Genomic DNA, 24,012 nt, shown 5'->3' on the forward strand with positions numbered 1-24,012 from the left:
GTACGTATGACGAGCGAGGCGGCTCTCGGTTCCCTGCTAGCCGCGCAAAAGCTCCGGTGTATTGAGGTTGGCCAGGCGTGGGTCCGTCTCGTCGCATGGGCAGGGCCGGGCATCCAGCGCCAACAGCGCCCGCAGCGGGCTGCGCTCGCCGTCATCCCAGGCCTGGCGCAGCGGGGCCAGCAGCATGCCAGGCATCATTGCGAACAGCGGCTGCCACTGTTCTCCCTGGCGAATCATCACCGGTTTGTCGCCGTAGTGGAGGGCGCATTGACGCAACTGCCGCAGCAGCGCTCCGTCGACCCGGGGCGCGTCGCAGGGCAGCATCAGCAGCCAGTCGTGGCGTGCGGCAGTCAGTCCACCCAGCAGCCCGGCCAGCGGTCCAGGGAAATCGGCAGCGTCATCGGCGACCAGCCGATCGGCGAACGCGGCATAGCGCTCGGCGTTGCGATTGCAGGAGAGGATCAGGTCGTCCGTCAGCGGTCGCGCTACCTGATAAAGGTGATCGATCAGCGGACGGCCGCGCCATTCGACCAGGCCCTTGTCCCGGCCGCCCAGGCGTTGGCCGCGGCCGCCGGCCAGCAGCAGAATGGAGCAGGGCGGCAGGGCAGTGGTCATGGCGGCGCTCTGGGTCGGGGCCTGTGATATAACACCGGCCAGTTTTCGCCACAACCGGACCATGCCATGAGCCACAAGGCCGAGGCGGCTTTTGCGCCGCTGAACATCGCGGTGCTCACCGTCAGCGATACCCGTACCCTGGACACCGACACCTCCGGCCAACTGTTCGTCGATCGCCTCACCGCCGCCGGCCATCACCTGGCGGCACGGGTGCTGCTCAAGGACGATCTCTACCGCATCCGCGCACAGGTGGCGCAGTGGATCGCCGAGGACGAGGTCCAGGTGGTGCTGATCACCGGCGGCACCGGCTTCACCGCTCGCGACAGCACGCCCGAGGCGGTGGCCTGCTTGCTGGACAAGCAGGTGGATGGTTTTGGCGAGTATTTCCGGCAAATTTCGGTGGCGGACATCGGCACTTCCACCATGCAGTCGCGGGCTCTGGCCGGCCTGGCCAACGGCACGCTGGTGTGCTGCGTGCCGGGCTCGACCAATGCCTGCCGCACCGCCTGGGACGGCATCCTTGGCGAACAGCTGGACAGCCGTCACCGGCCCTGCAACTTCGTGCCCCATCTCAAGGCCGCAGCTCCCTGCGAGACGCGCGGATGAGCCTGCTGCCGGTCGAGCAGGCCCTGCAGCGTCTGCTGGCACTGGCCCAGGCCAGCCCCATCCGCGAGCAGGAAATCGTCACCCTCGCGGCGGCCGACGGACGCGTGCTGGCCACCGATCTGGTCGCCGGCCTGGATCTGCCGCCCTGGCCGAACAGCGCCATGGATGGCTATGCCCTGCGCCTGGCCGACTGGCGCGGCGAGCCGCTGCCGGTCACCCAGCGCATCCTCGCCGGCCAGGCGCCCGAGCCTCTGCAGCTCGGGACCTGCGCGCGCATCTTCACCGGTGCGCCCATGCCGGCCGGCGCCGATACGGTAGAAATGCAGGAGAACGTCGAGCTGCTCGAGGAGGGGCGGGTGCAGTTCCAGGAGCCGCTCGAGGCCGGGCAGAACGTGCGCCCACAAGGCCAGGAAACCCGGGTGGGCGAGGTGGTGCTGGGCGCCGGCACGCGCCTGGGCCCGGTGGAACTCGGCCTGGCCGCGTCGCTCGGTTGCGCCGTGCTGGCGGTTCGTCGACGCCCGCGCGTGGCGGTGCTCTCTACCGGTGACGAGCTGATCGAGCCCGGTCGACCGCTGGGCCCAGGGCAGATCTACAACAGTAACCGCAGCCTGCTCTGCGTCTGGCTGCAGCGCCTGGGCTGCGACGTGCGCGACGCCGGCATCCTGCCCGACGACGCCCAGCGCACCCGCGACGCCCTGGCGGCACTCAGCGACGCCGACCTGATCCTGTCGACCGGCGGCGTATCAGTGGGCGAGGCCGACTATCTCGGCCAGGTATTGCGCGAGGACGGCGAACTGGCGCTGTGGAAGCTGGCGATCAAACCGGGCAAGCCGCTGACCTGCGGCCATTTCCGCGGCGTGCCGGTGCTCGGTCTGCCGGGCAACCCGGCCTCGACCCTGGTGACCTTCGCCTTGCTGGCGCGACCGTATCTGCTGCGCCGCCTCGGCGTACCGCGGGTCGAGCCGCTAGCCTTCGAGGTGCCGGCCGGCTTCGCCTGGCCGCGTCCGGGCAAGCGGCGCGAGTATCTGCGCGCGCGGCTGGAGAATGGTCGCGCGGTGCTGCATCCCAATCAGAGTTCCGGGGTGCTGCGCAGTGCGGCCTGGGCCGACGGGCTCGTCGAGGTGCTGGAAGAGCGGACCTATGCCGAGGGCGAAGCGCTGCGCTTCATCCCCATGAGCGAGCTGCTGGGCTGAGCTGCTGTGGGTTCTCTAGCGACCTTCCTTGCTGTAATGCGCGCCCCGGTCGTACAACTCTAGAACTTTGCACTCTACCTTCGAGCTGAACTGTAATTTGTTATCGTCGGAATAAGGGATATAGAAAAGGATGGCGTTTTCGCTGTAGGCAGGCTCAAGGCATTGATGGGTGCGGATGTAGAGAAGGTCATCCATGGTGGAGTACACGTCACGGTCATACTGCTTGACTATCATCCGAATCGGCTCATCGTCAGCAGCATAGGCTGAGAGAGAAAAAACCAAGGCCGGCGATGTGAGCAGGAGTCGAACAATATTCCAGATTTTGGCGTGATACTTCATAAGCGACCGCTTTTTCCTAAAGAGTTTTTTCTAGCGTAACGGCAGGCAATGTAGTCAGAACTCTGCCGTGGTGGTGGGAGGGTGTTCATCGAGGCGACCGTGTCTTGCCAGATTCGCAAGCATGATGGCATCCTGCCCCATGAGATGCATCGTCTCTTATCAGGTACTTTTTCATTCGCCAAATTATTGGCGTCCATTTTGCGCCCCAGTGGCGTTGTCGTTTCGGAGCATGTGGCATGTCGAAGTTAAACAGCCTCCAGGCTTTTCGTTGTCTAGGCCTGGCCGGGGTGATTATCGGGCACATGACTTTTGCAGAGGAAAAGTACGCAGGTTTTTCGTTGTTGCCAGCTGCTATCAAGGATTTCAATCAGCTATTCATCGATTGGTTCTTTGTCGTAAGTGGTTTCATTATGGTGATGGTTTCCCGAGGACGATTTCAAGTCCCTCGGGAAATTTTGAAGTTCGCCTATGCTCGAGTCGCGAGAATATATCCGCCTTACTGGGTGTATTTTTTTATCACATTGGCGGTTTTCTTGATTATGCCGGCGTGGGTTAACAGTGGGCATGACGAGCCTAATCTCTGGAAGTCATTTTTTTTGATTCCAGATAAGAGTCTGCCTCTGGTTATCGTCGCTTGGTCGCTGATCTTCGAGATGTGGTTCTACTTAGTGTTCACATCGTTTATGTTCTGTAGTGAACGCTATTTGCCTTTGATTCTTGCTGCATGGGCTGTTTTAATCATCTCCGCTAATCTTCTGCTTGATATATCTAAACTGAATCCTTTCCTTCGCTTGATTCTGCACCCATACGCTATTGAATTTGTTCTCGGAAGCATAATCGCATTATTCTATTTCAGCCCCTCCAGCGAACGGGTTTCCAACCGTCTTGCTCTTGGCATGTTGTTGTTCGTTCCTTTGGTAGGGGTGCCTCTCGGATATACGTATGGATTGTTTAGAGGTGAGGGACTGGTTCGGGTGTTCAGTTTGGGCTGCCTCTTCGGCCTGCTGACGATGGGTGCGACGTTGCTCGAGCGCAGAGGGAAGCTGGAGGTTCCCGGTTTTATGGTGGCTATCGGCGATAGCTCGTATACAACATACCTTTCACATCTTTTGGTGTTAGGGGTGGTAGGCAAGCTTTGGGTATTGTTGGGGCCGGCCACGCCAAGTCTGTTTGGCCATATTGTATTCTTGGTGATGATGTTCGCGGCAGTGATGATCTATGGCTTGGTCGGCTTCAAGCTCGTCGAGGAGCCTTTGATGAATGGAGCCAATCGTTTGGGTAAACGCTTATTCAAGAAGCCCGATCTTGGAAATACTGCCAAGCTGGCAGTGAAACACGCCAAGTGATTGAGAAGGTAATGCGAGTCGACAGTCCGCGTTTGCGGCAAAATAACTTTGACCTGATCCGGCTGCTACTGGCGATAGCGGTTTGTTTACTGCATGCCTACGAGTTGTCAGCTAGAGATGAATTGTCGATCATCGATAAACTTCTTTCTGGCAAAATTGCTATCGAGTCTTTCTTTGTGATCAGTGGCTTCCTGATCTTTATGAGTTACGAGAAGTCGCGTTCGCTAGTCGATTACTTCGAAAAACGCGGGCGCCGCATTTACCCTGCTTATTTTGTGTCGGTAGCATTAGCTGCGGTTTTGCTTTGCGGTCTAAGTGAACTTTCTGTGGCGAGCTACTTTCGGTCTGACGAATTCTTTCGCTACTTGGTTTTCAATCTGGGTTTCCTAAATTTCATTCAACCTGATCTTCCCGGTGTGTTCGCCGAAAATAGAATTTCTTCAGTGAACGGCGCGCTGTGGACCATCAAGATTGAAGTGATGTTTTATTTAAGTGTACCGGCTATTGCCTGGTTAAGCCGGCGTGCCGGCTATGCCCGAGTGATGTTGATGCTGTTCGTTGCGTCGACGCTTTATTCAATGGCTATGTCGCATCTGCACGAAAGCACAGGGCGTGGCGTGTATGAGCTTCTGGAAAAGCAGTTGCCGGGGCAGCTGCGCTTCTTCATAGCGGGAGCTTTGCTCTACTACTTTCTTCCGTATTACGAAAGACATCTAAAGTGGCTCGTACTGGCGTCGGGTATGTACTTCCTTTTGCCTGTGACATCTGGAGCAGAGGCATTAAAGCCTCTGGCATTGGGCGTTCTGGTGATCTTCTTTGCGCTTTACAACTATTTGGGCAATTTCGGCAAGTTTGGTGACTTTTCCTATGGTGTGTACATCCTGCATTTCCCCATCGTGCAGACCTTGGTGCACCTCGGTTTTTTCGATGCAGACCCTTGGCTGGCTCTGGCGCTCACGGTGTCCCTAACCCTTTTAGGAGCAGTGTTGATGTGGCATTGCGTTGAGAGGCGCTGGTTGCTCAAGAACAGTCATTATGTTCGCGCACAGGACGGCATGGCGCAGCTGGCTGACAAGACCAATGCCTAACTAGCATCGGGCTTGCGCGCCGCGTGGGCTATTTCCAGGGCTTGAGCAGCGATGCAAGTACAGCGAACAGGCTTGCTCCTGCTAGGCCGGCGGCTCCGAGCTGCCACCAGCCGTGAGTCAGGGCCTGAGGGATGAATGAGGCCAAGGCCGGCAGCGATAGTGCGAGTATCCACTGCTTACGCCATTCCAGGCTATTCAGCAGCTGTTGTTTGCGCATCAGCAACAGACCGGTCAGTACCACACCCAATAGTGCGGCCAGCGCGATGCCTTTTAGTCCTAGCCACCATGGAAAAGTTAGAAGCAATCCGGCATTCAGCGCATTACCACTGAGCTCACAGGCCAGCGGTGTACGAGTGTCGCCAACAGAGTACGCGTAGCGTGCCAGTAGGGCGTTCCAGGCGGCGAACAGAAGCGTCAGGCCTAGCCAGCCGAGCAAGGCGGCCAGCACGCCATGACTGGATTGAGAGGGTAAGAGCAGTTCAATTAGAGGCGCAGCTGCGCCGACTACGCCGACCGCAACCGGTAGTGTCAGCAGCGTCGCCAGCGCGGTGCCGCGGCGCAACAGCATCAATCGCTCCGACTCCGACTTACCGCCCATCATGCCGAGCAGAACCTGGTTCAGGCTCATCAGTGCGACCATTGGCAGGTTGATCAGCTTGCGAGCAAAGTTCAGCCAGGTGACCGCACCCTCTCCCAGTAAAGAAGCGATCATTCTTTCTAGCAGTGCCAGCCCTTGGCTCGCCATTGTGCTGGCCAGCAGCGGGCCGAGTCGGCTCAACAGTTGTCGGCCACAGTTTTCATCCGCCCTCGCTCTCCAAGGCTGCCAGCCAATGCCGCGTAATGCGGGTATCAGGACCAAAGGCATCAGCAGGCTGCCTACCAGACAGCTAGCGGCGAGCCCGGTCGGCTCGGCCCGCCCTCCTTGGAGGGCCAGGTAGGTTACCGGCGGCAGATTGAATAGCAGTGAACCCAGGCCGGCCAAGACGAAGCGGGCATTGGCCTGCAATGGAATACATAGCAACGCATGAAGCAGAAAGCCGGGCACGCACCAAGCCAGCAATTGCAGGCTTTGCGTGGCCAGGTCTCGCCCGGCATCGGATAGACCGGGGCCGATGAGCCACACCCAGAGAGGCGCCGCGAGGTAAAAGAGTCCCGCCATGGCAACTCCGGTGCAGAGTACCCGCACAGTCAATGCTGACAGCCAGGCTGCTCGCCGATCTTCGTTACGCTCCTGATATAGGGGGAGAGCGGCGGAGCTGAACAGGCCCGTGGCCATTGCCATCCGCACTGCCTCGGGTAGGAACAGCGCGACCAGGAAGGCGTCGCTGCGCAGGCTGGCCCCCCAGGCGTCAACCAAAAGCCACTCTCGTGCGAAGCCCGCCATCAGGCCGATTAGCGTCGCCAGGGTGAGCCATAGTGTAGAGCCGAACATGCCGCTAGATGCCGTATGACGAAGAGGGCGTGCTCTCGGCGCGATTCTCGATCGTTCCTAGCCGGCGTGCCTCCTGTAAGCTCAATCCGATCATGAGCCAGAACAACCCGACCAATACCGGTTGGAAGCCGAAATAATGGTCGAAGAGGCCACTAAACAGAGCTGCCACCAGGCCGGCGGTCGTACCCAGCCAGATAGCGTTGTCTGGCGTCAGGTCGATTTTTGCGGTGCGTGGCTTCGTCTCTCGCCACCAGCTCCAAATGGCGGCAATAAAGAGCAGCATGCCAGGTAGGCCGAGCCGATATATGAAGTTCAGCCAAAGATTGGAGATGCCCAGCAAATCTGTTCCTGGCACTGGTGGCTCCACCTTGAAGCCGATGCCGAGAGGATAGGCCGCCATCGCTCGGGGGAAGTTAGCGTATTCGTCGAAGCGAACCGAAGTACTGGCATCGCCGCTAAACTCGAACATGGTCGAGATGCGCTCCTGAAGCGGCGGATAGGACAGCACCAACAGCAAACCTAAGGCTGAGCCAGTAAGCAGCAAGCGGCCGGTAAATGGCACGCGCCGAATCGCCATCCATACCAGCACGACCGCCAAGCTCAAAAGGGCTCCCCTAGATCCGCTGAGCAATAGGGCGATCACGCCCAGAGAACCCACGCTGATGCCGAGCGCTCGGCACCATCTGCTTCGAGTAAGCCCGTAGCAGAGAGCCAATGGCAGAATCAGAGCCATAGCACCGCCAAGGGTATTGGGGTGGATCCATGGTGAGCCCATGCGCAGGAAAACCGCACCAGACGTATCGCGGATCACTTCGTCCAGCGTGGCATAACCCAGCTTGGTAAGAAGCGGGTTGATCGCCGCCGCAGATCGCTCCAGTAAAAATATTGGTAGGGACAGCATTAGCATTGCCAGCGAGCCGATCAGCAGAGCCTGGACTATTCGTTCGCGCGTCAATTCGTCTCTAACCAGGCGCGCGACGAGAAATAGCAGCGACACGTTGGCCAGCCAGCGAATCCAGTTGGCCACGCCGCTGCCGGCAGCATTGACCATGACCTGACCCACCACGAATGGAAAGGCACTGAATAGAATCAACGCGAGCACATAACGCTCAGTACTGCCGTTAATCAACCTGGGGCGCGCTTGCTCGAAGATGTTCTGAAACAGGATGCAGGCCCAGACGACCAGGATGAGCAGTTCTGAAACGGTGGTACGAATCCCCAGATTGATAGTTGAGTAGGGCAGGAAAGTGGCAATGGCAGCGAACAGCAGGAGGCCCAGAAGCGGACGGCGCAGTAGGTTGAGGCCTACCACCATGGCGACAATCAGCACGGCTACCTTCAGTGGAGAAAGGAACCAGAGCAGAACGCCGAACATCAGCCCCGCAGCGACCGCGATGGGGAATCCGGAAGGTAATGTCACGCTTTTAGTTCCTGCAGTAGCTCTGTCACCCTCGCTCGGTAGGGGCGCTCTGCGAACCTGTCTGCCCAGTCGAACAGCATTTGGCGATCCGTTGCAGTGGGGCGAGACAGCTCCAGCATCAGCGCAGTTACGTCAGCTCCGTTGTAGGGACTAAACCGAGGCGTTCCCGGCGGAACGATTTCATCAAGGGAGGTGCCGGTAGCAACAGCGACAGGTGTGCCGGCTGCCATTGCTTCGATAACCGGGAGGCCGAAACCTTCGGCATAGGATGGTTGCCAGAGGCGTTCGGCGGTCTGATAAAGCCAGAGCAACTCTCCATCGCCGAGGGGGGGCATGAAATGCAGCCCCGGAAGCGCGTGCTGCGCGGTTGGCAAGAATTCTGCACCGCCGACCAAGACCAGCTCTGGCACCGCTGGGCAGATTACGCGTGCCTGAGCCCAGTGCTCGACGAACCAGGGAATGTTCTTGCGTGGCTCTCGAGTGCCGACGGCCAGCCAGAAGCGTTCCGGCAGCTCGGTGGCTGGTCGAGTGGGCACGGCGGTACATGCCGGCACGAGATTAGGCAGTACTCGAACTTTGCCGGCCGCCTTGGGAAAAGCGCGCGCCACCTCGTCGGCGCTGAACTGTGACGGAGTCCAGATGCGGTCGGCGACAGCTACCGAGTAACGAATAGAGAGGTTATCGCTGATCCGATAGACCGTTTCGCGCACCCAAGAGCTGTGGCGATTCTTCAGGTGTAGCTGAAATAGGTCATGCAGCTGCAGGACATAGCGTGTCGCTGGGGGTTTGGGCGGTAGAGGCAAGCCCATGTTGAACGTACTGATATGCACGTCGATACTCGCGCGCCGCAGAGCGCTCGGTAGATAGCCCAGCTCGAAACGCAGACGACGAGGCAGGCGATGTTGACCCTCAGTGTTACAGCCCCAGGAGGGGCAATGAGCGCTCAATCTGAGCGGATGGCCCAAGGGCGCGGGTGTGAACAGATGTAGCTCGACTTCCGGAAGGTTGCCTAGAACCGAAGCCAGTGCCACATTTTGGCGGCCGATGCCGTTGTTTGGATTACTGATTCCAGGACGGTAGTCGAGCCCTACGCGCATGACAGAGCCTCTAGGTTTTTGGCGAGGCAATCGGCGTAGACGCTTTCCAGCTGACTGGCTGCGGCAGACCAGTCATGCGCCTGGCGTACATACGCTCGTCCCGCTTCACCCATGAGAGCAGCACCCGCTGGGTCAGACAGTTGACGCAATAACGCGGCTGCGAGCTCATCGGAGGTATCCGCGCCGTCATACTCACGTCCGGCCTTGACGGCGAGGCCGGAGACGCCTTGTGAAGTAGTCACCACAGGGAGACCAGCGGCCATTGCTTCGAGTACTTTTAGCTTCGACCCGCCACCTTGCCGCAGCGGGGCGAAAAACACCGCTGCGCTGGATTGCAAGGCGGTCAGGTCCGGGACGAAACCGTGCCACTCGATACGGGCATCTGGCCAGCGCTGGGGCCAGTTCTTTGGTAGTGCATATCCAGCGATAGTGATGGAGGCATCCGGACATGCTTGCCAAACCTTGGGCATTACTTCGTTCAGCGCCCATTCCACCGCATCGATATTGGGTGGGTACTCGTAATTGCCGATGAATAGCATTCGGGAACTGCCGTGGGCAGGAGTGACTGAGGCATAGCGCGCACAATCGACTCCATTGACGACTACCGGAACGGGCCTCCCGACAATGTGGCCGAAAGCAGCAGCGTCGCTCTCGGTCACCGCGATGACCCGGGCGGCTTGGCGCATGACGCGCTGCTCCCAGCGTTTATAACGCCATTGGTCGAGCAGGATCAGAGGTTTTAGCCAGGCCGGGAAGCGGTCGTAGGTCGCACCGCCCAGAGCTGACTCCACGTTGTGCTCGGTCAGAATGAAGGGATGACTGCTCATTCTCAGCGCATGCTCGAACGGCTGAAAACTGTAGCTGTGCTCTATCTGAATGATGTCCCAAGGCTCGCGCAGCAAAGTGGCGAAGCTCTTGGTCAGGGTAGGCGAATACCCATTGACGCTGGCAAGCATTGGCAAGGGCGAAGCGGCCATGGCGAGTAACGTCTTGGCACTGCGTAGCGGTCGGCGCGGTAGCACGATCAATCGCTCGAGCAGGGGCTCCAGCGCTTCACGGGCTTCGTCGTCGAGCGCCGTCTTGCTTTGTACCAGCAGCGTGATGCGATTGCCGGCTCCGGAAAGTGCCTTCAACAGGTGAAACTGGCGCGTCTTGCCTCCGCTGCTGGTTGGCCAGGGGAGATAGGGAAGAACCCATAGAATCTTCAGTGGCATCGATCAGTCCGTCACCAACAATTGCAGGCTGGGTTTGAGAGGAACCGTTAAGACATCCCCTTCCGCCGTGAGACTTTTTGCCTTACCGGTGAGGGGGTCGTGCAGAGTCGCCTGACGAATGCCTTGCAGGCTCAGCTTGCCCGCTGAAGCGCTCCAGACCATAAGCAACCGGCGCCCATCGTCGCGTTTCCAGGCCACACTGTAGAGATCCTTTGGCGCGATGCCGAAGGAGGGAGGATCGGCCGGGGATAGCTTGGGGCCCGTTACCCTGAGGAAATTTTTCAAAGCATTGAACACGGGTTTCGGGTCGCCGTTGAGATCGAGCAGGCCGTAGGATTGGTCTCGAATGCTGGCTCTTGCATCCAGATCGCTCAGGTTGAACAAGAATATCCGATCAAAATCCAAAGCGCTCATCAGGGCCAGTCGGCGCAGTGTGTAATCTGCCTGGCCGGAAACTCCGATGATGGCCTGTGCCTCTTCCGGGCCGGCGTAGCTGGACCATCCCCATTCGGTCGCCCAGATCTGTTTGATTCCTGCACCGCGCAGCCCGTCATTGATGTACCGCACGGTGTCCAATAGCTCGTTTTTGCCGGCCGCGTTGCCCTCTGGGTATTCGGTATAGGGGTGGTAGGAAACAATGAGGTTTTTGCTCGCCAGCCCTTTCTCCAACAGAGCTTTCAGCATCAGCTCCATGTTGCGCGACGGCATTTGGCTGAAATAGGCCATGCCGGCAGTGCCCAGCGGTTTGTCGGGGAAGCGTCGGCGTACCGTATCAACTGCATCCGCCAGGAGCGCCGCATAGGCATCCGGGTCCTCCCGTGGGCGCCAAAAAGAAGGCAGGTTCGGTTCGTTCCAGATCTGCCAAGCCTGGAAGTTGGGATAGCGTTCGATGAATCGAGTCAAACTGTCGCTGTACAGACGGTAATTAGTCGGCGGGTACGAATCCTGATAAGGCGACTCATTGGGAGCGCTAGTGGCAAAGGGAGCGGATCCAGCCAGGAAACCAACGGGTTTGAGCCCATACTCGCTCATTACCAGCGCGGCTTCGTCGAAGGGACGGAAATATTCACCCCGCTTCGGTTCAAGCACTGCCCAGTGCATTGCGATACGTACCCACTCCAGATCCAACTCGCGCAGGCGGACCATCTGTTTGCGATAGGTCGATTCCGGGAAAAAGTGGAACTGGGCGTTGACCCCCAGATAGTCATTCCAGACGACAGTTCGGGTCGGCTTAAGGCTGGTGATCTCCGCTTCGGCGTCGCGGGAGCTGAATATGGCGGCGCCCACTACTAGGCAGATGACGGACAGCATTACCCAGAGAGCGAGTCTATGCGACATGGTTCTTTCCTCCGCTCAAGCCAGTAAACAGAGCCTTGAAGCGTGCCGCGGTCGTTGGCCAGAGCCGTTCGCGTGCAATTTCGGTCGCGCGTTCGGCCCACCGCTGACAACGCTCTGGCTGCTCCAGCAGCTCATGTAGCCGGTCGGCCAGGGCCCTGACATCACCCTCGGGAAAGATAGTACCGTTGCCCGTCGAAACCTCTTCGGCGAAAGCCCGTGCGTCTGAGGTGATAACACCTCGCCCGCAAGCCGCCGCCCAGGACAGCGCACCGCTAGTACCTCGCTGGGCGCCCAGTAGGGCGAGCTTTTTCGACTCTCGATAGGGCAGAACCATCACATGATGGGCCTGGATTTCTTCCGCGATTTCAGCTGCAGGAATATCCAGGCGCCAGTCAATCTGTGCCGCCAGCCCTTTTTCGACAATGCGTTTTCTCAACTGGTCGAGATAACTTTCTCCAGGCTCGAAGGCCATCTCGGGAGCGCTGCCGCCCGCCAGTGTCAGGCGCAACCGAGAGCCCATCGCAGGCACACGGCCGATGACCATGGCAAAGGCATCGATCAGGTCTTCGATGCCTTTTCCCCTGTAAATGAAGCCGAAGTAGAGCAGGCGCAGCGGCTCCATCGGAGGCAAAGGCTTGAATGCAATATTCTGGTTTCCATGCTGAATGACATGGACTTTGCTTTCCTTCAATCGCATTCGCCTGGCCAGGCAATCGCGACCGGTGGCCGTCAGGGTAATTAGGGCATCGAGGCTGTTAGCCAGCTCGCGCTCTTCATACAGGCAAAGGGGGTCTGCCAATACCGTGGCCATCTGAGTCCAAGGTGAGCCGAGTGCATTAGCCAGTGATAGCGGCCAAGGCAGCGCGGCTCGACGCCAAACCAGCCGCTCGGGATCGTGTACCGTTGCGGTCAGTGGCAAGTTGGGAAAGCGTGCGCGCAATGTGCGCAGAGCATGAAATTCTGCAAGGCGGCCTCCGCCCAGTTCCGCATGCACAAGATCGATGCCTGTCCAATCGAACTGGTCCACCATGACAATGGCGCGCTCCGGATCATTACCGCAGCCCACCAGAGGAGTAAGCACCTCAAGGCCTGTAGACTGCAACGCGCTCCTGAGCAAAACCGCGTAATCGGCAATGCCGGTCTGTTCGGGTGGTAACGGCGCTAACAGCGCAATGCGCATCAGACCGCGCCTCTCACCTTGGCCATGACTCTTAGTACTCGATCTGGCACCTCGAAACGGCGACGGTTGATGATCACGCCGTCAACCTTACTGAAAGCCGTGTTAAGTACACCAATGGCGTGAGCCACAGTGGGAACATTACTTTGCTGGGCCTCTACCACCAAGGCGACAAGATCGGCTCCTCGCAGGCTGACGAACGCTTGCGGATTCGATAGCAGTGCGGAAGCGTCTACCAATACCACTTCGCCTGGCAGGGCAGGACCCTCGCCAACACGGGTCTTGTATCCACGCTCCTCCAGCAGGCGCTGTAGATGGCTGATGATGAAGCTGACGCCTTCTCCCCGCCGAGCGGCGGTGAGCGCTATGACCAGGCCCTGCTGCTCAATCCGATCAAGCGGTAGAAGACCATAGAGTCGATACAGTGCAGCGACAAAGCCGCTATTGCTATGTGGATCTCCGATCACTTCGGGAAGCGTAGTCCAGAGTGGGATCCCGAATTTGTCGGCGAAGCGGCCCCCGTCATGTATGCGCTGATCCAACAGATAGCAGAGATACACCACCAGGAACCCGACTAAGACGCTCAAGGGGAGCGCCAGCAGGATCATTAGCAGGCTTTTGGGGAACACTCGACTGGGATTGAACGTCGCCTGCTCGATAACAGCGATGTTGCTGATCTGACTGTTGTCGAGTTCGCGGTCGATCCGGGCTTTTTCGAGGCTTTCGTTGTACAGCACGAAGTTCTTTTCTGCCGCGTCCAATTCCCTTTGCATGCGAGCAAGTTCGGGTTCGATGGACAACGCCTTCGTACGATCTTTCTCAAGGGCATTCAATTGTTCTTCTTGACGCACCAGCTGAGCCTTCAAGCGGGCAAGATCGGATTGTTGATCCATGAAATTGCTCTTGAGGCGCTCGGCGATCGGGTTGGGCGCCTGGTTCTGGGAAACCTGCACGTTTGCGGGCTCGACGGCTATTCGCTTTTCTAGGCTAGCGATGGTCTCGTCGATGCTTTTTACCGGCGGGGCGCTCTCTGTGAACGTTCGCAGCAAGTCCTCACGCTCCGCCCTCTTGGCGTTCAGAGTCCGCAGGAGGTCTTGGTGGATGGGGTTAAGCGCCATTTCTCGAACGGTGCGTACTTCCGCCGGTAGGCTTTTTATCTGCTGGTCGAGCGTGGCCAGGCTGCCTTCGGTCGACGAAATAAGTCGGCGAGTATTGAATCGATCGCTGCGCAGCTGATTGATTCGCTCGGAAAGATTTTGCAGGTGCGCTTCGATGCCTATCGCACCCAACTCGTCGAGCCGCGTCGCGAGTCCCTTCTTGAGCTTCAGAATGTCTGCGGTGCTGGCTTCGCTTTGGGCCGCGTAGAAGTCGTAGAGGCTACGTCTACTCAGTGCCCGGGTACGTTCCTCCATGTAGAGATCGACCCAGCTTTGTACAACCGACTGTGCAACCGAGGGGTCGCTCCAGCGGAAACTGATTTCCATGACGGATGATCCGGGTGCATGGGTGACGCTGAAGTTCTTTTTCAACTTCGTGGCCAGACGATCTACAGGCGTCTGCTCTTCAGTAAGGCCGAGCAGCTGTACCGCATCGCGGGCAAGCTCGACAACACCCCCAATAGCCTGGCCGATGTAGTACTTGATATTGGCGAAGAAACCTACCGGACGAGGCGCGTTGGCCAACTGCTCCAGGTATCGCTCGGCGACCTGGCGGCTGATCGGTCTTCCCGTAAGCAGACGCTCTTCATCCAGAATCGGATCGCGCTGCGTGGCCGGCATGACGATGGACTGACGATCCGCCACCTCGATAGGCAAGGTGTTGGTGTCGCGCCCCGGTTTGACCAAGAGTCTTGCGCTGGATTCGTAAGAGGTAGGCAGCAGAAATGCGCCCAGTACGACCACCGCGAAAGTTAGGATCACTGCCAGTCTGAATTCCCGTAGGAATATGAAGAACAAACGTAGGAGATCACGGAATGTACGGATTTCGATCATGTGCTCTTCGCTAACGGTCAGTTGTTGTTACGCAGGTCATAGTTGGCGCCGATACCGATTGATTTGGTAAAGGGGATCAACTGGTTGAGATACAGATCGACACCTTCTATCCGGTCGCCCACGCCCGATTTGGGTATGAATACGACATCGCCGCGCTGCAGGGCGATGGCCTGCCGGCCCTGCTGTCCACCATGGAGAAGCTTGCTGAAGTCGACGAAATAGGTTTTATAACGACCGCTAGCGTCAGAGCGTAGGAGGGCGACGTGGCGGCTATCGGCGTTCGGCATGACCCCCCCAGCCGCAATGATGGCCCGCTCCAATGTGGTCGCGACGTTGGTCGAATAGGGTTGTGGATTGCGCACCGAGCCTCCTACGAAGACGGTATTCCCCGGCGCTTGGTTGATATTCACGGTAACTCCCGGCTCCCGGTAGTACGGCGTCATTCGCTCTTGAAGCTCGTCGCTCAGTTGCTCGGGCGTCTTGCCTGCCGCCTGTACCTTGCCGATGAACGGGTACGAGAAGCTGCCGTCGTTCATCACGGTATAAAGGGTGAGTTCGTAGATGGAGTTGGCCGTAAACGCTGAAATCGTCGGGGTTTCGCCGCTATTTCGGACAATGCGCAACACATCGCCGGGATAAATACGCTCTTCCACCGGGGGCAGGTCGGCAAGAGTGCGTGCGGCGGCTTGGCCGGCTTCCATGGTATCGGAGTCCGGCAGGCTGATGCGAGCGGGGGTGGTACAGGCTGTGAGACCCAGTGCCAGCAACAGCAGTAAAAGTGCTTTTATTGCAGGAGCTTTCTTAAAAAACATTATCTTCACTTCCAATAGCCTGGGAACATGCTGAGTCGGCGTTTCAACTTGACGTCGAGAAAACGCTCCCGACGCCCGATCTGATAACCCAGTAGCTTCAATGCACTGCGTAAAAAGACTTCAGGTATTCGTTGATAGGCGCCTGCGGCACGCACCGCTTGGAGTTCGGCTCTTACATAGCGCTTTCCTTCCCCACCGGCCGAGCCAAACGCGTGGTGGATCCAATTCTCTCGCCCGTAAAACACGCCGATATCGAAGTAACGGCGAAACTCCTCCGCCAGCCGATAATCGTGCGAATGCTCGACGCGGGCGCTGGCGGCGTAGCGCACGGCGTAGCCGGCGAGCAGCATCTTGCCGGCCACGTAGGCGTCCTCGCTGCCAATCACGTCCTCGGGGAATCCGCCCACGGCCCGCAGCGCCTCGCGTCGGTAGGCGGCGAAGGAGTCGGAGCTGAAGCAGGTCTTGATGCCCAGTTCGGCGGCGTCGGCGAGGCGCTTGGTGCGGCCCTGCGGCGGATAATTGAAGTGGCGCGACTGGGCGCCGAGCAGGCCCGCGTGCGGGTGCGGCAGCTGGCGGCCGTAGGCCACGCCGATGTCGGGCTCCGAGAGCAGCTCGTCGCGCAACCGCTGCAACGCTTGTGGGTCGGCGGGGATGGCGTCCTGGGTCAGATAGATCAGTACGTCGGCTTCGACTTGGCTCGCTGCCCAGCCGCGGGTGCCGCCGTGATTGAAGGTGGCGGGATCGATCACTTCGACACGCGCACCGGCTGCGCGGCAGCGCGCGGCCGTTTCGTCACGCGAGCCACTGTCGACGACCAGGAACTCGTCCGGTCGCAACGTCTGCGCGGCAAGCGCGGGCAGCAGCCGGTCGAGGTGGCTGCCGGCGTTGCGGGTCGGAATGATCAGCGCGGTCCGCATCAGGGCTTGGTCTCGGTACTCGCGACGCGGCCGTAGATGTCGTCGAAACGCACGATGTCGTCTTCACCCAGGTACTCGCCGCTCTGCACCTCGATCATCACCAGGTCGATGATGCCCGGGTTGCTCAGGCGATGGCTGTGGCCCGCGGGGATGAAGGTGGACTGGTTGGTGTCCAGGAGGAAGTCGCGCTCGCCGTTGACCACCCTGGCCATGCCCTTGACCACGATCCAGTGCTCGCTGCGGTGGTGATGCATCTGCAGCGACAGCGATGCGCCGGAACGCACCACGATGCGCTTGATCTTGAAGTTGGAGCCTTCTTCGATGACGCTGTAGGTGCCCCAGGGGCGGTTCACCGTGCGGTGCAGACGGTACGCCTCGTGGCCCCGGCGCTTGAGTTCCAGGGCGATGTGCTTGACGTCCTGGCTGCGCCGGGCGTCGGCGATCAGCAGGGCGTCGGGGGTGTCGACCACGATCAGGTCGTGCACGCCCACCGCGCCGACCAGGCGGTCGCGGCTGTCGATGAAGCAGTTGCTGACTTCGTGCAGGATCGCCTCGCCGTTCACCTGGTTGCCGGCCTCGTCGGTCGCCGACAGGCCGCGCATGGCGTGCCAGGAGCCGATGTCGCTCCAGCCCAGGTCGCAGGGCACCACGGCCACCTTGTCCGAGCGCTCCATCAGCGCGTAGTCGATGGAGATGTCCGGCGTCAGGGAGAAGGTCTCGCCGGACAGTTCGCACTGCACGCAGTCGCTGCCGCGCATGGCGCTGGCGCTTTCCAGGCTGACGCGCGCCGTCTCCAGCACGTCCGGCGCGCAGCGCGCCAGCTCGGCCAGCAGCGTGTCCACCTGCAGGCAGAACATGCCGGCGTTCCACAGGTGGCGGCCACCGTCGACATACTGCTGGGCGGTAGCGGCGTCGGGCTTCTCGACGAAGCGCTGCGCACGCTGGCCGCCCTGCGCCAGCGCCTCGCCCGCTTCGATGTAGCCGTAGCCGGTTTCGGCGTGCGTCGGCTGTATGCCGAAGGTCACCAGATAACCGGCGGTGGCCAGCGTGCGCGCCTGCGCCACGGCGGCGGCGAAGGCCGTTTCGTCGCCGATCAGGTGGTCCGCCGGCAGGATCAGCAATTGCACGTCATCGCCATATTCGCGCTGGGCGTGCAGGGCGGCGACGGCGATGGCGGGCGCGGTGTTGCGACCGCAGGGCTCGAGCAGGAAGTCCAGCGGCAGCTGGCCGGCGTTGACGGCTCGATAGTCATCCTGGGTGCCGAACACCAGTTCGCGGTTGGTCACCGTCAGCACGCGGTTCACACCCGGCAGGCGGCTGGCGCGCAGGAATGTCTTCTGCAGCAGGCTCTCGCCGTCGGGCAGGCGCATGAACGGCTTGGGTCGCGCCTCGCGGGAGACCGGCCAGAGACGAGTTCCGGCCCCGCCGGCGACGATGCAGGGGGTCAGGATGCTCATCAGTAGGCCTCCTTGGTAAAGACCAGTGCCGGAACGGTGCGAAAGAGGATGTAGAGGTCGAACCAGACCGACCAGTGCTCGATGTATTCCAGGTCGAACTCGATGCGCCGCTCGATCTTCTCCAGCGTGTCGGTCTCGCCGCGGTAGCCGTTGATCTGTGCCCAGCCGGTGATGCCCGGCTTGACCCGGTGACGCGCGCTATAGGCCTCCACCGCGTCCTCGAAGAGCACGCCGGCGGCCTTGGTGGCCGTGGCATGGGGACGGGGGCCGACCATCGACATGCTGCCGAGCAGGACGTTGAACAGCTGCGGCAGCTCGTCGATGCTGCTGCGCCGGATGAAGGCACCGACCCGCGTGATGCGGGCATCGCCGCGCACGGTCTGGCGCTCGGCATTGGCGTCGGCCATCTGGTGGTACATCGAGCGGAACTTGTACACCTCGATCAGCCGGTTGTTGTAGCCGTAGCGCTTCTGCCGGAACAGCACCGGGCCGGGCGAATCCAGCTTGATGGCGATGGCGATCAGCAGCATCAGTGGCGCCACGGCGATCAGCGCGAGGCCGGCCAGGATCAGGTCCTCGATGCGCTTGATCAGCGGCGACCAGCCGCGCAGCGGCAGCTCGGAGGCATTGAACATCGGCAGCCCGGCCACCTCGGTGATGCGATTGTGGGCATGACGCAGGGCCAGCATGTCCGGTGCCAGCAGCACGCTGACCGGCAGGCGGCGCAGGCGGCTGACGATATGGCCGATGCGGTTCTCCGCCGACCAGGGCAGCGCTACCAGTACCTGCTGCACGCGCTCCTCGCGGATCAGCTGCTCGAGGGTCTTGGAATCGCCCAGTACCGGCAGTTCGGCCAGCTCACCGTTGACGCGGCTGAGGCGGTCGTCGATGAAACCGATGATGCCGAGGCGGATATCGCCGTTGCGGCGCATGTATTCGGCGATGCGCTCGCCGTTCTCGGTACCGCCGAGAATCACCGCGTTCTGCAGGTGCCGCCCCTGGCGGATGAAGTGGCGCAGGATGGCCTGCAGCAGCAGGCGCTCGGCGCCGTACAGCGTCAGGCCGGCGAGGAACCACAGCAGTAGCTGCTGCGGGGAGAGGAAAGCGAACAGGCCCAGCACCTGGTGCATGAACACCAGCACCGAGAAGGCCGCCAGCCAACTGAAGAACATCAGGCGAAAGCGCAGCCGCTTGCTGAACAAGTCGTCGTTGTAGACGCCGCCGGCCTGGAATACCAGCACCGTGATCAGGCCGAAGAACACCAGCAGTGCGAAATGGTAGCGCTGATCGGCGATGCCGCCGTCGAGCATCCACAGCAGGGCGAACCCGGGCAAGACGGAGGTGAAGCCGTGGAGCAAACGGGTGAAGGCGATGAAGTACTGAACGAAGCCCGGCTTGGACAAGAGCAGGCTTTCGGTGGATTGCGCTCGCAAAAATAACTCTCCCGGTCGGCCCGGCAGTGGCCACTAAATCGGTAGTCGACGGGGTTTGGTTGGTCAAACTATTGGCGATTATTTTCTTGACGCTAATGGTCGCCGCTTTTTTGTCGATTGGATCACGAAGATCGTGCTGGCAGCAATTAAAAACTAATGGCCTTTTGATATTTCTGCCGGTAGGCACCCGGCGTCATCCCGGTCCATGTCTTGAAGCTGCGATGAAACGATCGGGACTCGGTAAAACCAAGGTAGCTGGCGATGTCCTGCACTGCCAGATCGCTGCGCAGCAGGTAGTGCTCGGCCAGCTCCTGACGCAGCTGATCTAGGATTTCCTGATAGCTGGTACCGGACTGCTGCAGATGACGCTGCAGGGTGCGCACCGTCATGTGGAATTTCTCCGCCACGCGCTCCTTGCGCGGCAGGCCGTCTTTGAGCAGCAGGCGCAGGGCGTTCTTTACCCGCAGCGGCAGCGGCTCGTTGTCGTCGAGGCCGGCCATCATGGTCAGCGCGTGTTCTTCCAGGGTACGCAACAGGTTGGCGTCGGCCTGGCGCAGGGGAATGGCCAGATAGTCCAGCGGAACCAGCAGGGCGTTGCAGGGCTGACCGAACAGTACCGGGCAGCCGAACACTTCCTCATAGTCCGCCAGCGGCGCCTCGGCGGGGCACTCGTGCTCGAACCACACCTCGCGCGGTGACTTGTCCATCTCGGCGATCCAGCGCGCGTAGAGCATCCACGAGGCCAGCACGTTCTCCACCATGTGACGGCGGATGCCGGCGCTCTCGTGGCGGCAGTTCCAGATCAGCCGCACATGGTCGCCGGCCATCTCCACCCGGCTGGTGCCCATGTCGCCGACCAGCTTCTCGTACGGCACGATGCGGCTCATCGCCTCGCCGAGCGTGGCGCAGTTCATGGTGATGTAGCCGAGCACGCTCCAGGAGCCTGGCTGCACGTGGCGAGCCGAGTGCAGGCCGAACAGCGGGTCGCCCGAGACCTTTATCAGGTGCGCCAGCAACCGCTCGTGCGCCTCGCTGGGGATACGCCGGCCATTGTCGGCCAGGTCCTCGAGCGTCACGCCGGCGGCGGCGCGCGCGGCCTCCATGTCCAGGCCGAGCTGTTCGGCATGGCGCAGGTATTTGAGCAGGGCGGGGACGGAGGTATAGCCGAGGGTCAGCATAATGTTCTTGTTGTTCTGCTTGGCTTGATTGGCGACAGCGCCTGTCCCGATACGACAGTGACCGGAGCGGGCGGCTGGCTAGTATAGGCAGCCATCGAGAATGACCGGAATAGGCGGGAAGCAAGCATGCGACGTTGGAACGGATGGGGCGACGAGGCGACCGCGGTGGAGCTGCCGGCACATGGCGCGGCCTTCCTCGAGGGGCTGGTCGGCGCGGGCCGGCGCCTGCCGGATGCCAGCCTGGAACAGGTGCTGGCGCGGGTGCCGGCGTCGCGTCTGGGCGTGCGCCATCCGCTGGTCTGCGTGGACGCCGAGATGCGCGTGCGCCACGCCCGCGGCCAGAGCCTGCCGGACTGGCTGGCCATGCGCTCCGGCGAGTTCGGCGTGTTCCCCGATGGCGTGGCCCTGCCGGAAACCGCCGCGCAGATCCGCGAGCTGCTGTCCTGGGCCAGGCAGCAGGACGCCATCGTCATTCCCTACGGCGGCGGCACCTCGGTGGCCGGGCATATCAACCCGGTCGAGTCCGAGAAGCCGGTGCTGACCCTGTCGCTGGAGCGCATGACCCAGCTGCTCGACCTCGACGAGCAAAGCCAGATCGCCACCTTCGGCCCCGGCGCCAACGGCCCGCAGGTGGAGGCGCAGCTGCGCGCACGCGGCTACACTCTCGGCCACTTCCCGCAGTCCTGGGAGCTGTCCACCCTCGGCGGCTGGGTCGCCAGCCGCTCCAGCGGTCAGCAGTCGCTGCGTTACGGACGCATCGAGCAGCTGTTCGCCGGCGGCAAGGTCGAGACCTTCGCCGGCACCCTGGACATCCCGACCTTCCCGGCCTCGGCCGCGGGGCCGGATCTGCGCGAGCTGATCCTCGGCAGCGAGGGCCGCTTCGGCGTGATCTCCGAGGTTAAGGTGCGGGTGACCAAGCTGGCCGAGCAGGAGAAGTTCTTCGCCGTGTTCCTGCCCAGCTGGCAGCAGGCCCTGGCCGGCATCCGCGCGCTGGTGCAGGCACGTATCCCGCTGTCCATGCTGCGCCTGTCCAACGCCATCGAGACCGAGACCCAGCTGGCCCTGGCCGGCCACCCCGAGCAGATCGCGCTGCTGGAGAAATACCTGGCCCTGCGCGGCGCCCGCACCGGCAAATGCATGCTGACCTTCGGCGTCACCGGCAACCGCGGCCAGAACGCCCTGTCGGTGAAGCAGGCGAAAAAGCTGCTGAAGGGCTTCGGCGGCGTGTTCACCGGCACCTTGCTGGGCAAGAAGTGGGCGGAGAATCGCTTCCGTTTCCCCTACCTGCGCCACGGCCTGTGGGAGGCCGGCTACGCGGTGGACACCCTGGAAACCGCCACCGACTGGAACAACGTCGACCACCTGCTGAACCAGGTCGAGGCCAGCCTGCGTCAGGGCCTGGCGGAGGAGGGCGAGCGGGTTCACGTGTTCACCCACCTGTCGCACGTCTACGGCCAGGGCTCGAGCATCTACACCACCTACGTGTTCCGCCCGGGCACCAGTTACGAGCAGACCCTGGCGCGCTGGAGCAAGCTCAAGCACGCGGCCAGCCAGACCATCGCCGCCAACCGCGGCACCATCAGCCACCAGCACGGCGTCGGCCGCGACCATGCGCCGTACTTGGCGGCGGAGAAGGGTGAGCTGGGCATGGCAGCGATCAAGGCCATGGCGCAGCACTTCGATCCCGAAAGCCGTTTGGCACCGGGCGTATTGCTGGAAGACTGAGATGAGCTGGAACGCGCAGTGGCGCGAGGCGGCGCTGCCCGAGCTGGCGGCGCGCGACTGGGACCTGATCGTCGTCGGCGGCGGCATCAGTGGCGCCGGCATCCTGCGCGAGGCGGCGCGGCGTGGCTGGAGCTGCCTGCTGCTGGAGCAGCGCGACTTCGCCTGGGGCACCTCCAGTCGTTCGTCGAAGATGGTCCACGGCGGCCTGCGCTACATCGCCAAGGGCCAGCTGGGCCTGACCCGCGACTCGGTGCGCGAGCGCCAGCGCCTGCTCGGCGAGGCCCCGGGCCTGGTCGATCCGCTACCGTTCCTGTTCCCCCACTACCGCGGCAAGTTCCCCGGGCCCAGGGTGTTCGGCGGCCTGCTCGGCGTCTACGACGCCCTGGCCGGCCAGCGCCTGCACCGCTATCACCCGACCGGCGAGCTGCGCTACCTGGCGCCGGGCCTGAACGACACCGGGCTGCTCGGCGGCACCCTGTTTACCGACGCCGTCACCGACGATGCGCGCCTGGTGATGCGCGTGCTGGGCGAGGCGCGGGCCGAAGGCGGCGAGGCGCTCAATGGCATGCGCGTGATCGAGCTGAGCCGCGACGGCGCACGAGTGAACGGCCTGGTCGCCGAGGACAGCGAGAGCGGTCGGCGCTTCGCGTTCCGCGCCCGCGCCGTGGCCCAGGCCACTGGCGCCTGGGCCGATGAGCTGCGCAAGAAGACCGGCCTGGAACACATCCGCCCGCTGCGCGGCAGCCACCTGCTGCTGCCGGCCTGGCGCCTGCCGGTGGCCCAGGCCATCAGCTTCATGCACCCGGAGGATGGCAGGCCGGTCTTCGTATTTCCCTGGGAAGCCGCCACGGTAGTCGGCACCACCGACCTGGACCACGACGAGGCGCTGAGCCGCGATGCGCGAATCACTGATGCCGAGGTCGAATACCTGCTGGCGGCCTGCGCCAGCGTCTTCCCCCGTGCCGGCGTCGGCCGCATCGATGTGCTGTCGACCTGGGCCGGCGTGCGCCCGGTGGTCAGAGCAGAGGAGGGCTTGAACAGGAAGCCTTCGGACGAGAAACGCGAGCATGCCCTGTGGATCGAGCCCGGCTGCGTGACCCTGGCCGGCGGCAAGCTGACCACCTTCCGCCTGCTGGCGCTGGAGGTGCTGCGCGCCTGTGCGCCGATGCTCGGGCGCGAGGTGGCGGACATCGGCCAGGCGGTTTTCCGCGCGCCGCCGCAAGTGGCACTGCCTGACCTGTGCCTGAGCCAGCGGCGCCGCCTGGCTGGGCGCCATGGTCATGCGCTACCGCGTCTGGCCGAGCTGATCGGCGAGCTGGGCAATGAATGCGTCGGCACCAGCAACGCGCTCTGGGCCGAGCTGGCCCTGGCCTGCGACAACGAGCTGGTGCTGCAGCTGGACGACCTGCTGCTGCGCCGCACCCGCATCGGCCTGCTGCTGCCGAACGGCGCCGCGGCCGAGATGCCGCGCATCCGCGTTCTGTGCCAGCCACGCCTGGGCTGGAGCGATGCGCGCTGGGAACAACAACAACAACGCTATCTGGAGCTGTGGCGCAGCTGCTACAGCCTGCCCCGCTCGTAGAGTGCGCGGGGCCGCCAAGGCCCTGCGCACCGTGACCATCCGGCTGGTGCGC

At 61.7% G+C, this 24,012-nt stretch carries 20 protein-coding genes; 6 read left to right on the top strand and 14 right to left on the bottom strand.

Features of this window, described 5'->3' with window-relative positions:
- Positions 1–36: 36 nt before the first annotated feature.
- Positions 37–615: a molybdenum cofactor guanylyltransferase MobA gene (gene mobA, locus NF616_RS02530; RefSeq protein ID WP_252271466.1), complete on the bottom strand. Its 579-nt coding sequence runs from the start codon at positions 613–615 to the stop codon at positions 37–39.
- A gap of 66 nt (positions 616–681) precedes the next feature.
- On the opposite strand from mobA, the gene moaB reads away from it, so the two are divergent.
- Both moaB and NF616_RS02540 read left to right on the top strand, forming a co-directional pair.
- A complete protein-coding gene (moaB, locus tag NF616_RS02535) occupies positions 682–1,221 on the top strand; it encodes a molybdenum cofactor biosynthesis protein B (RefSeq protein WP_252271467.1) in 540 nt (179 codons plus the stop codon).
- Positions 1,218–2,414 carry a molybdopterin molybdotransferase MoeA gene (locus tag NF616_RS02540; protein WP_252271468.1) on the top strand — a complete coding sequence of 399 codons (1,197 nt, stop codon included), beginning with the start codon at positions 1,218–1,220 and terminating at the stop codon, positions 2,412–2,414. Before moaB ends, NF616_RS02540 begins: the two co-directional genes overlap by 4 nt.
- Positions 2,415–2,429: 15 nt before the next feature.
- Here NF616_RS02540 and NF616_RS02545 read toward each other — a convergent pair whose 3' ends face one another.
- Positions 2,430–2,753, bottom strand: coding sequence for a hypothetical protein (locus NF616_RS02545; protein WP_252271469.1), 324 nt, complete (start codon positions 2,751–2,753; stop codon positions 2,430–2,432).
- Positions 2,754–2,989: 236 nt separating this feature from the next.
- Here NF616_RS02545 and NF616_RS02550 point away from each other — a divergent pair, with 236 nt between their 5' ends.
- Positions 2,990–4,099, top strand: a complete 1,110-nt coding sequence (locus tag NF616_RS02550) for an acyltransferase family protein (protein ID WP_252271470.1) — start codon at positions 2,990–2,992, stop codon at positions 4,097–4,099.
- Positions 4,100–4,110: 11 nt separating this feature from the next.
- Positions 4,111–5,187, top strand: a complete 1,077-nt coding sequence (locus NF616_RS02555; protein ID WP_252271471.1) for an acyltransferase family protein — start codon at positions 4,111–4,113, stop codon at positions 5,185–5,187.
- 28 nt (positions 5,188–5,215) lie between these two features.
- On the opposite strand, the gene NF616_RS02560 is transcribed toward NF616_RS02555, so the two are convergent.
- From NF616_RS02560 to gliR, 12 genes are all read right to left on the bottom strand, one after another.
- Positions 5,216–6,619, bottom strand: coding sequence for a lipid II flippase MurJ (locus NF616_RS02560; RefSeq protein WP_252271472.1), 1,404 nt, complete (start codon positions 6,617–6,619; stop codon positions 5,216–5,218).
- Positions 6,620–6,623: 4 nt separating this feature from the next.
- Entirely contained in the window at positions 6,624–8,039 is a 1,416-nt protein-coding gene (locus NF616_RS02565; protein ID WP_252271473.1) for an O-antigen ligase family protein, read from the bottom strand.
- Positions 8,036–9,136 carry a glycosyltransferase family 4 protein gene (locus NF616_RS02570; RefSeq protein WP_252271474.1) on the bottom strand — a complete coding sequence of 367 codons (1,101 nt, stop codon included), beginning with the start codon at positions 9,134–9,136 and terminating at the stop codon, positions 8,036–8,038. The genes NF616_RS02565 and NF616_RS02570 overlap by 4 nt, the downstream gene beginning before the upstream one ends.
- Positions 9,127–10,344 carry a glycosyltransferase family 4 protein gene (locus tag NF616_RS02575; RefSeq protein ID WP_252271598.1) on the bottom strand — a complete coding sequence of 406 codons (1,218 nt, stop codon included), beginning with the start codon at positions 10,342–10,344 and terminating at the stop codon, positions 9,127–9,129. Before NF616_RS02575 ends, NF616_RS02570 begins: the two co-directional genes overlap by 10 nt.
- Before the next feature lie 9 nt (positions 10,345–10,353).
- Complete coding sequence (locus NF616_RS02580; protein ID WP_252271475.1) at positions 10,354–11,688, bottom strand: cellulase family glycosylhydrolase; 1,335 nt, start codon at positions 11,686–11,688, stop codon at positions 10,354–10,356.
- Complete coding sequence (locus tag NF616_RS02585) at positions 11,678–12,868, bottom strand: glycosyltransferase (RefSeq protein ID WP_252271476.1); 1,191 nt, start codon at positions 12,866–12,868, stop codon at positions 11,678–11,680. The genes NF616_RS02580 and NF616_RS02585 overlap by 11 nt, the downstream gene beginning before the upstream one ends.
- Complete coding sequence (locus NF616_RS02590) at positions 12,868–14,856, bottom strand: GumC family protein (RefSeq protein WP_252271477.1); 1,989 nt, start codon at positions 14,854–14,856, stop codon at positions 12,868–12,870. The genes NF616_RS02585 and NF616_RS02590 overlap by 1 nt, the downstream gene beginning before the upstream one ends.
- A 17-nt stretch (positions 14,857–14,873) precedes the next feature.
- Positions 14,874–15,644: a polysaccharide biosynthesis/export family protein gene (locus tag NF616_RS02595; RefSeq protein WP_252271599.1), complete on the bottom strand. Its 771-nt coding sequence runs from the start codon at positions 15,642–15,644 to the stop codon at positions 14,874–14,876.
- Between the two features lie 29 nt (positions 15,645–15,673).
- Entirely contained in the window at positions 15,674–16,585 is a 912-nt protein-coding gene (locus NF616_RS02600) for a glycosyltransferase family 2 protein (RefSeq protein ID WP_252271478.1), read from the bottom strand.
- Positions 16,585–18,042 carry a mannose-1-phosphate guanylyltransferase/mannose-6-phosphate isomerase gene (locus NF616_RS02605; RefSeq protein ID WP_252271479.1) on the bottom strand — a complete coding sequence of 486 codons (1,458 nt, stop codon included), beginning with the start codon at positions 18,040–18,042 and terminating at the stop codon, positions 16,585–16,587. Before NF616_RS02605 ends, NF616_RS02600 begins: the two co-directional genes overlap by 1 nt.
- Complete coding sequence (locus NF616_RS02610) at positions 18,042–19,475, bottom strand: undecaprenyl-phosphate glucose phosphotransferase (protein WP_252271480.1); 1,434 nt, start codon at positions 19,473–19,475, stop codon at positions 18,042–18,044. Before NF616_RS02610 ends, NF616_RS02605 begins: the two co-directional genes overlap by 1 nt.
- Before the next feature lie 146 nt (positions 19,476–19,621).
- Positions 19,622–20,653 carry an AraC family transcriptional regulator GliR gene (gene gliR / locus NF616_RS02615; protein ID WP_252271481.1) on the bottom strand — a complete coding sequence of 344 codons (1,032 nt, stop codon included), beginning with the start codon at positions 20,651–20,653 and terminating at the stop codon, positions 19,622–19,624.
- 126 nt (positions 20,654–20,779) lie between these two features.
- On the opposite strand from gliR, the gene NF616_RS02620 reads away from it, so the two are divergent.
- The gene (locus NF616_RS02620; RefSeq protein ID WP_252271482.1) at positions 20,780–22,378 is read left to right on the top strand and encodes an FAD-binding oxidoreductase; all 1,599 of its coding nucleotides are present in this window, start codon (positions 20,780–20,782) and stop codon (positions 22,376–22,378) included.
- Between the two features lies 1 nt (position 22,379).
- Entirely contained in the window at positions 22,380–23,960 is a 1,581-nt protein-coding gene (locus tag NF616_RS02625; RefSeq protein WP_252271483.1) for a glycerol-3-phosphate dehydrogenase/oxidase, read from the top strand.
- Positions 23,961–24,012: the final 52 nt, after the last annotated feature.

This window comes from Pseudomonas subflava (assembly GCF_023823685.1).
Classification (GTDB): Bacteria; Pseudomonadota; Gammaproteobacteria; order Pseudomonadales; family Pseudomonadaceae; genus Aquipseudomonas; species Aquipseudomonas subflava.

Excerpts from the sequence above, each read along its gene's own strand:
- mobA (WP_252271466.1), bottom strand. The coding sequence starts at position 615 with ATGACCACTGCCCTGCCGCCCTGCTCCATTCTGCTGCTGGCCGGCGGC.
- moaB (WP_252271467.1), top strand. The coding sequence starts at position 682 with ATGAGCCACAAGGCCGAGGCGGCTTTTGCGCCGCTGAACATCGCGGTG.
- NF616_RS02540 (WP_252271468.1), top strand. The coding sequence starts at position 1,218 with ATGAGCCTGCTGCCGGTCGAGCAGGCCCTGCAGCGTCTGCTGGCACTG.
- NF616_RS02545 (WP_252271469.1), bottom strand. The coding sequence starts at position 2,753 with ATGAAGTATCACGCCAAAATCTGGAATATTGTTCGACTCCTGCTCACA.
- NF616_RS02550 (WP_252271470.1), top strand. The coding sequence starts at position 2,990 with ATGTCGAAGTTAAACAGCCTCCAGGCTTTTCGTTGTCTAGGCCTGGCC.
- NF616_RS02555 (WP_252271471.1), top strand. The coding sequence starts at position 4,111 with ATGCGAGTCGACAGTCCGCGTTTGCGGCAAAATAACTTTGACCTGATC.
- NF616_RS02560 (WP_252271472.1), bottom strand. The coding sequence starts at position 6,619 with ATGTTCGGCTCTACACTATGGCTCACCCTGGCGACGCTAATCGGCCTG.
- NF616_RS02570 (WP_252271474.1), bottom strand. The coding sequence starts at position 9,136 with ATGCGCGTAGGGCTCGACTACCGTCCTGGAATCAGTAATCCAAACAAC.
- NF616_RS02580 (WP_252271475.1), bottom strand. The coding sequence starts at position 11,688 with ATGTCGCATAGACTCGCTCTCTGGGTAATGCTGTCCGTCATCTGCCTA.
- NF616_RS02585 (WP_252271476.1), bottom strand. The coding sequence starts at position 12,868 with ATGCGCATTGCGCTGTTAGCGCCGTTACCACCCGAACAGACCGGCATT.
- NF616_RS02590 (WP_252271477.1), bottom strand. The coding sequence starts at position 14,856 with ATGATCGAAATCCGTACATTCCGTGATCTCCTACGTTTGTTCTTCATA.
- NF616_RS02600 (WP_252271478.1), bottom strand. The coding sequence starts at position 16,585 with ATGCGGACCGCGCTGATCATTCCGACCCGCAACGCCGGCAGCCACCTC.
- NF616_RS02605 (WP_252271479.1), bottom strand. The coding sequence starts at position 18,042 with ATGAGCATCCTGACCCCCTGCATCGTCGCCGGCGGGGCCGGAACTCGT.
- gliR (WP_252271481.1), bottom strand. The coding sequence starts at position 20,653 with ATGCTGACCCTCGGCTATACCTCCGTCCCCGCCCTGCTCAAATACCTG.
- NF616_RS02620 (WP_252271482.1), top strand. The coding sequence starts at position 20,780 with ATGCGACGTTGGAACGGATGGGGCGACGAGGCGACCGCGGTGGAGCTG.
- NF616_RS02625 (WP_252271483.1), top strand. The coding sequence starts at position 22,380 with ATGAGCTGGAACGCGCAGTGGCGCGAGGCGGCGCTGCCCGAGCTGGCG.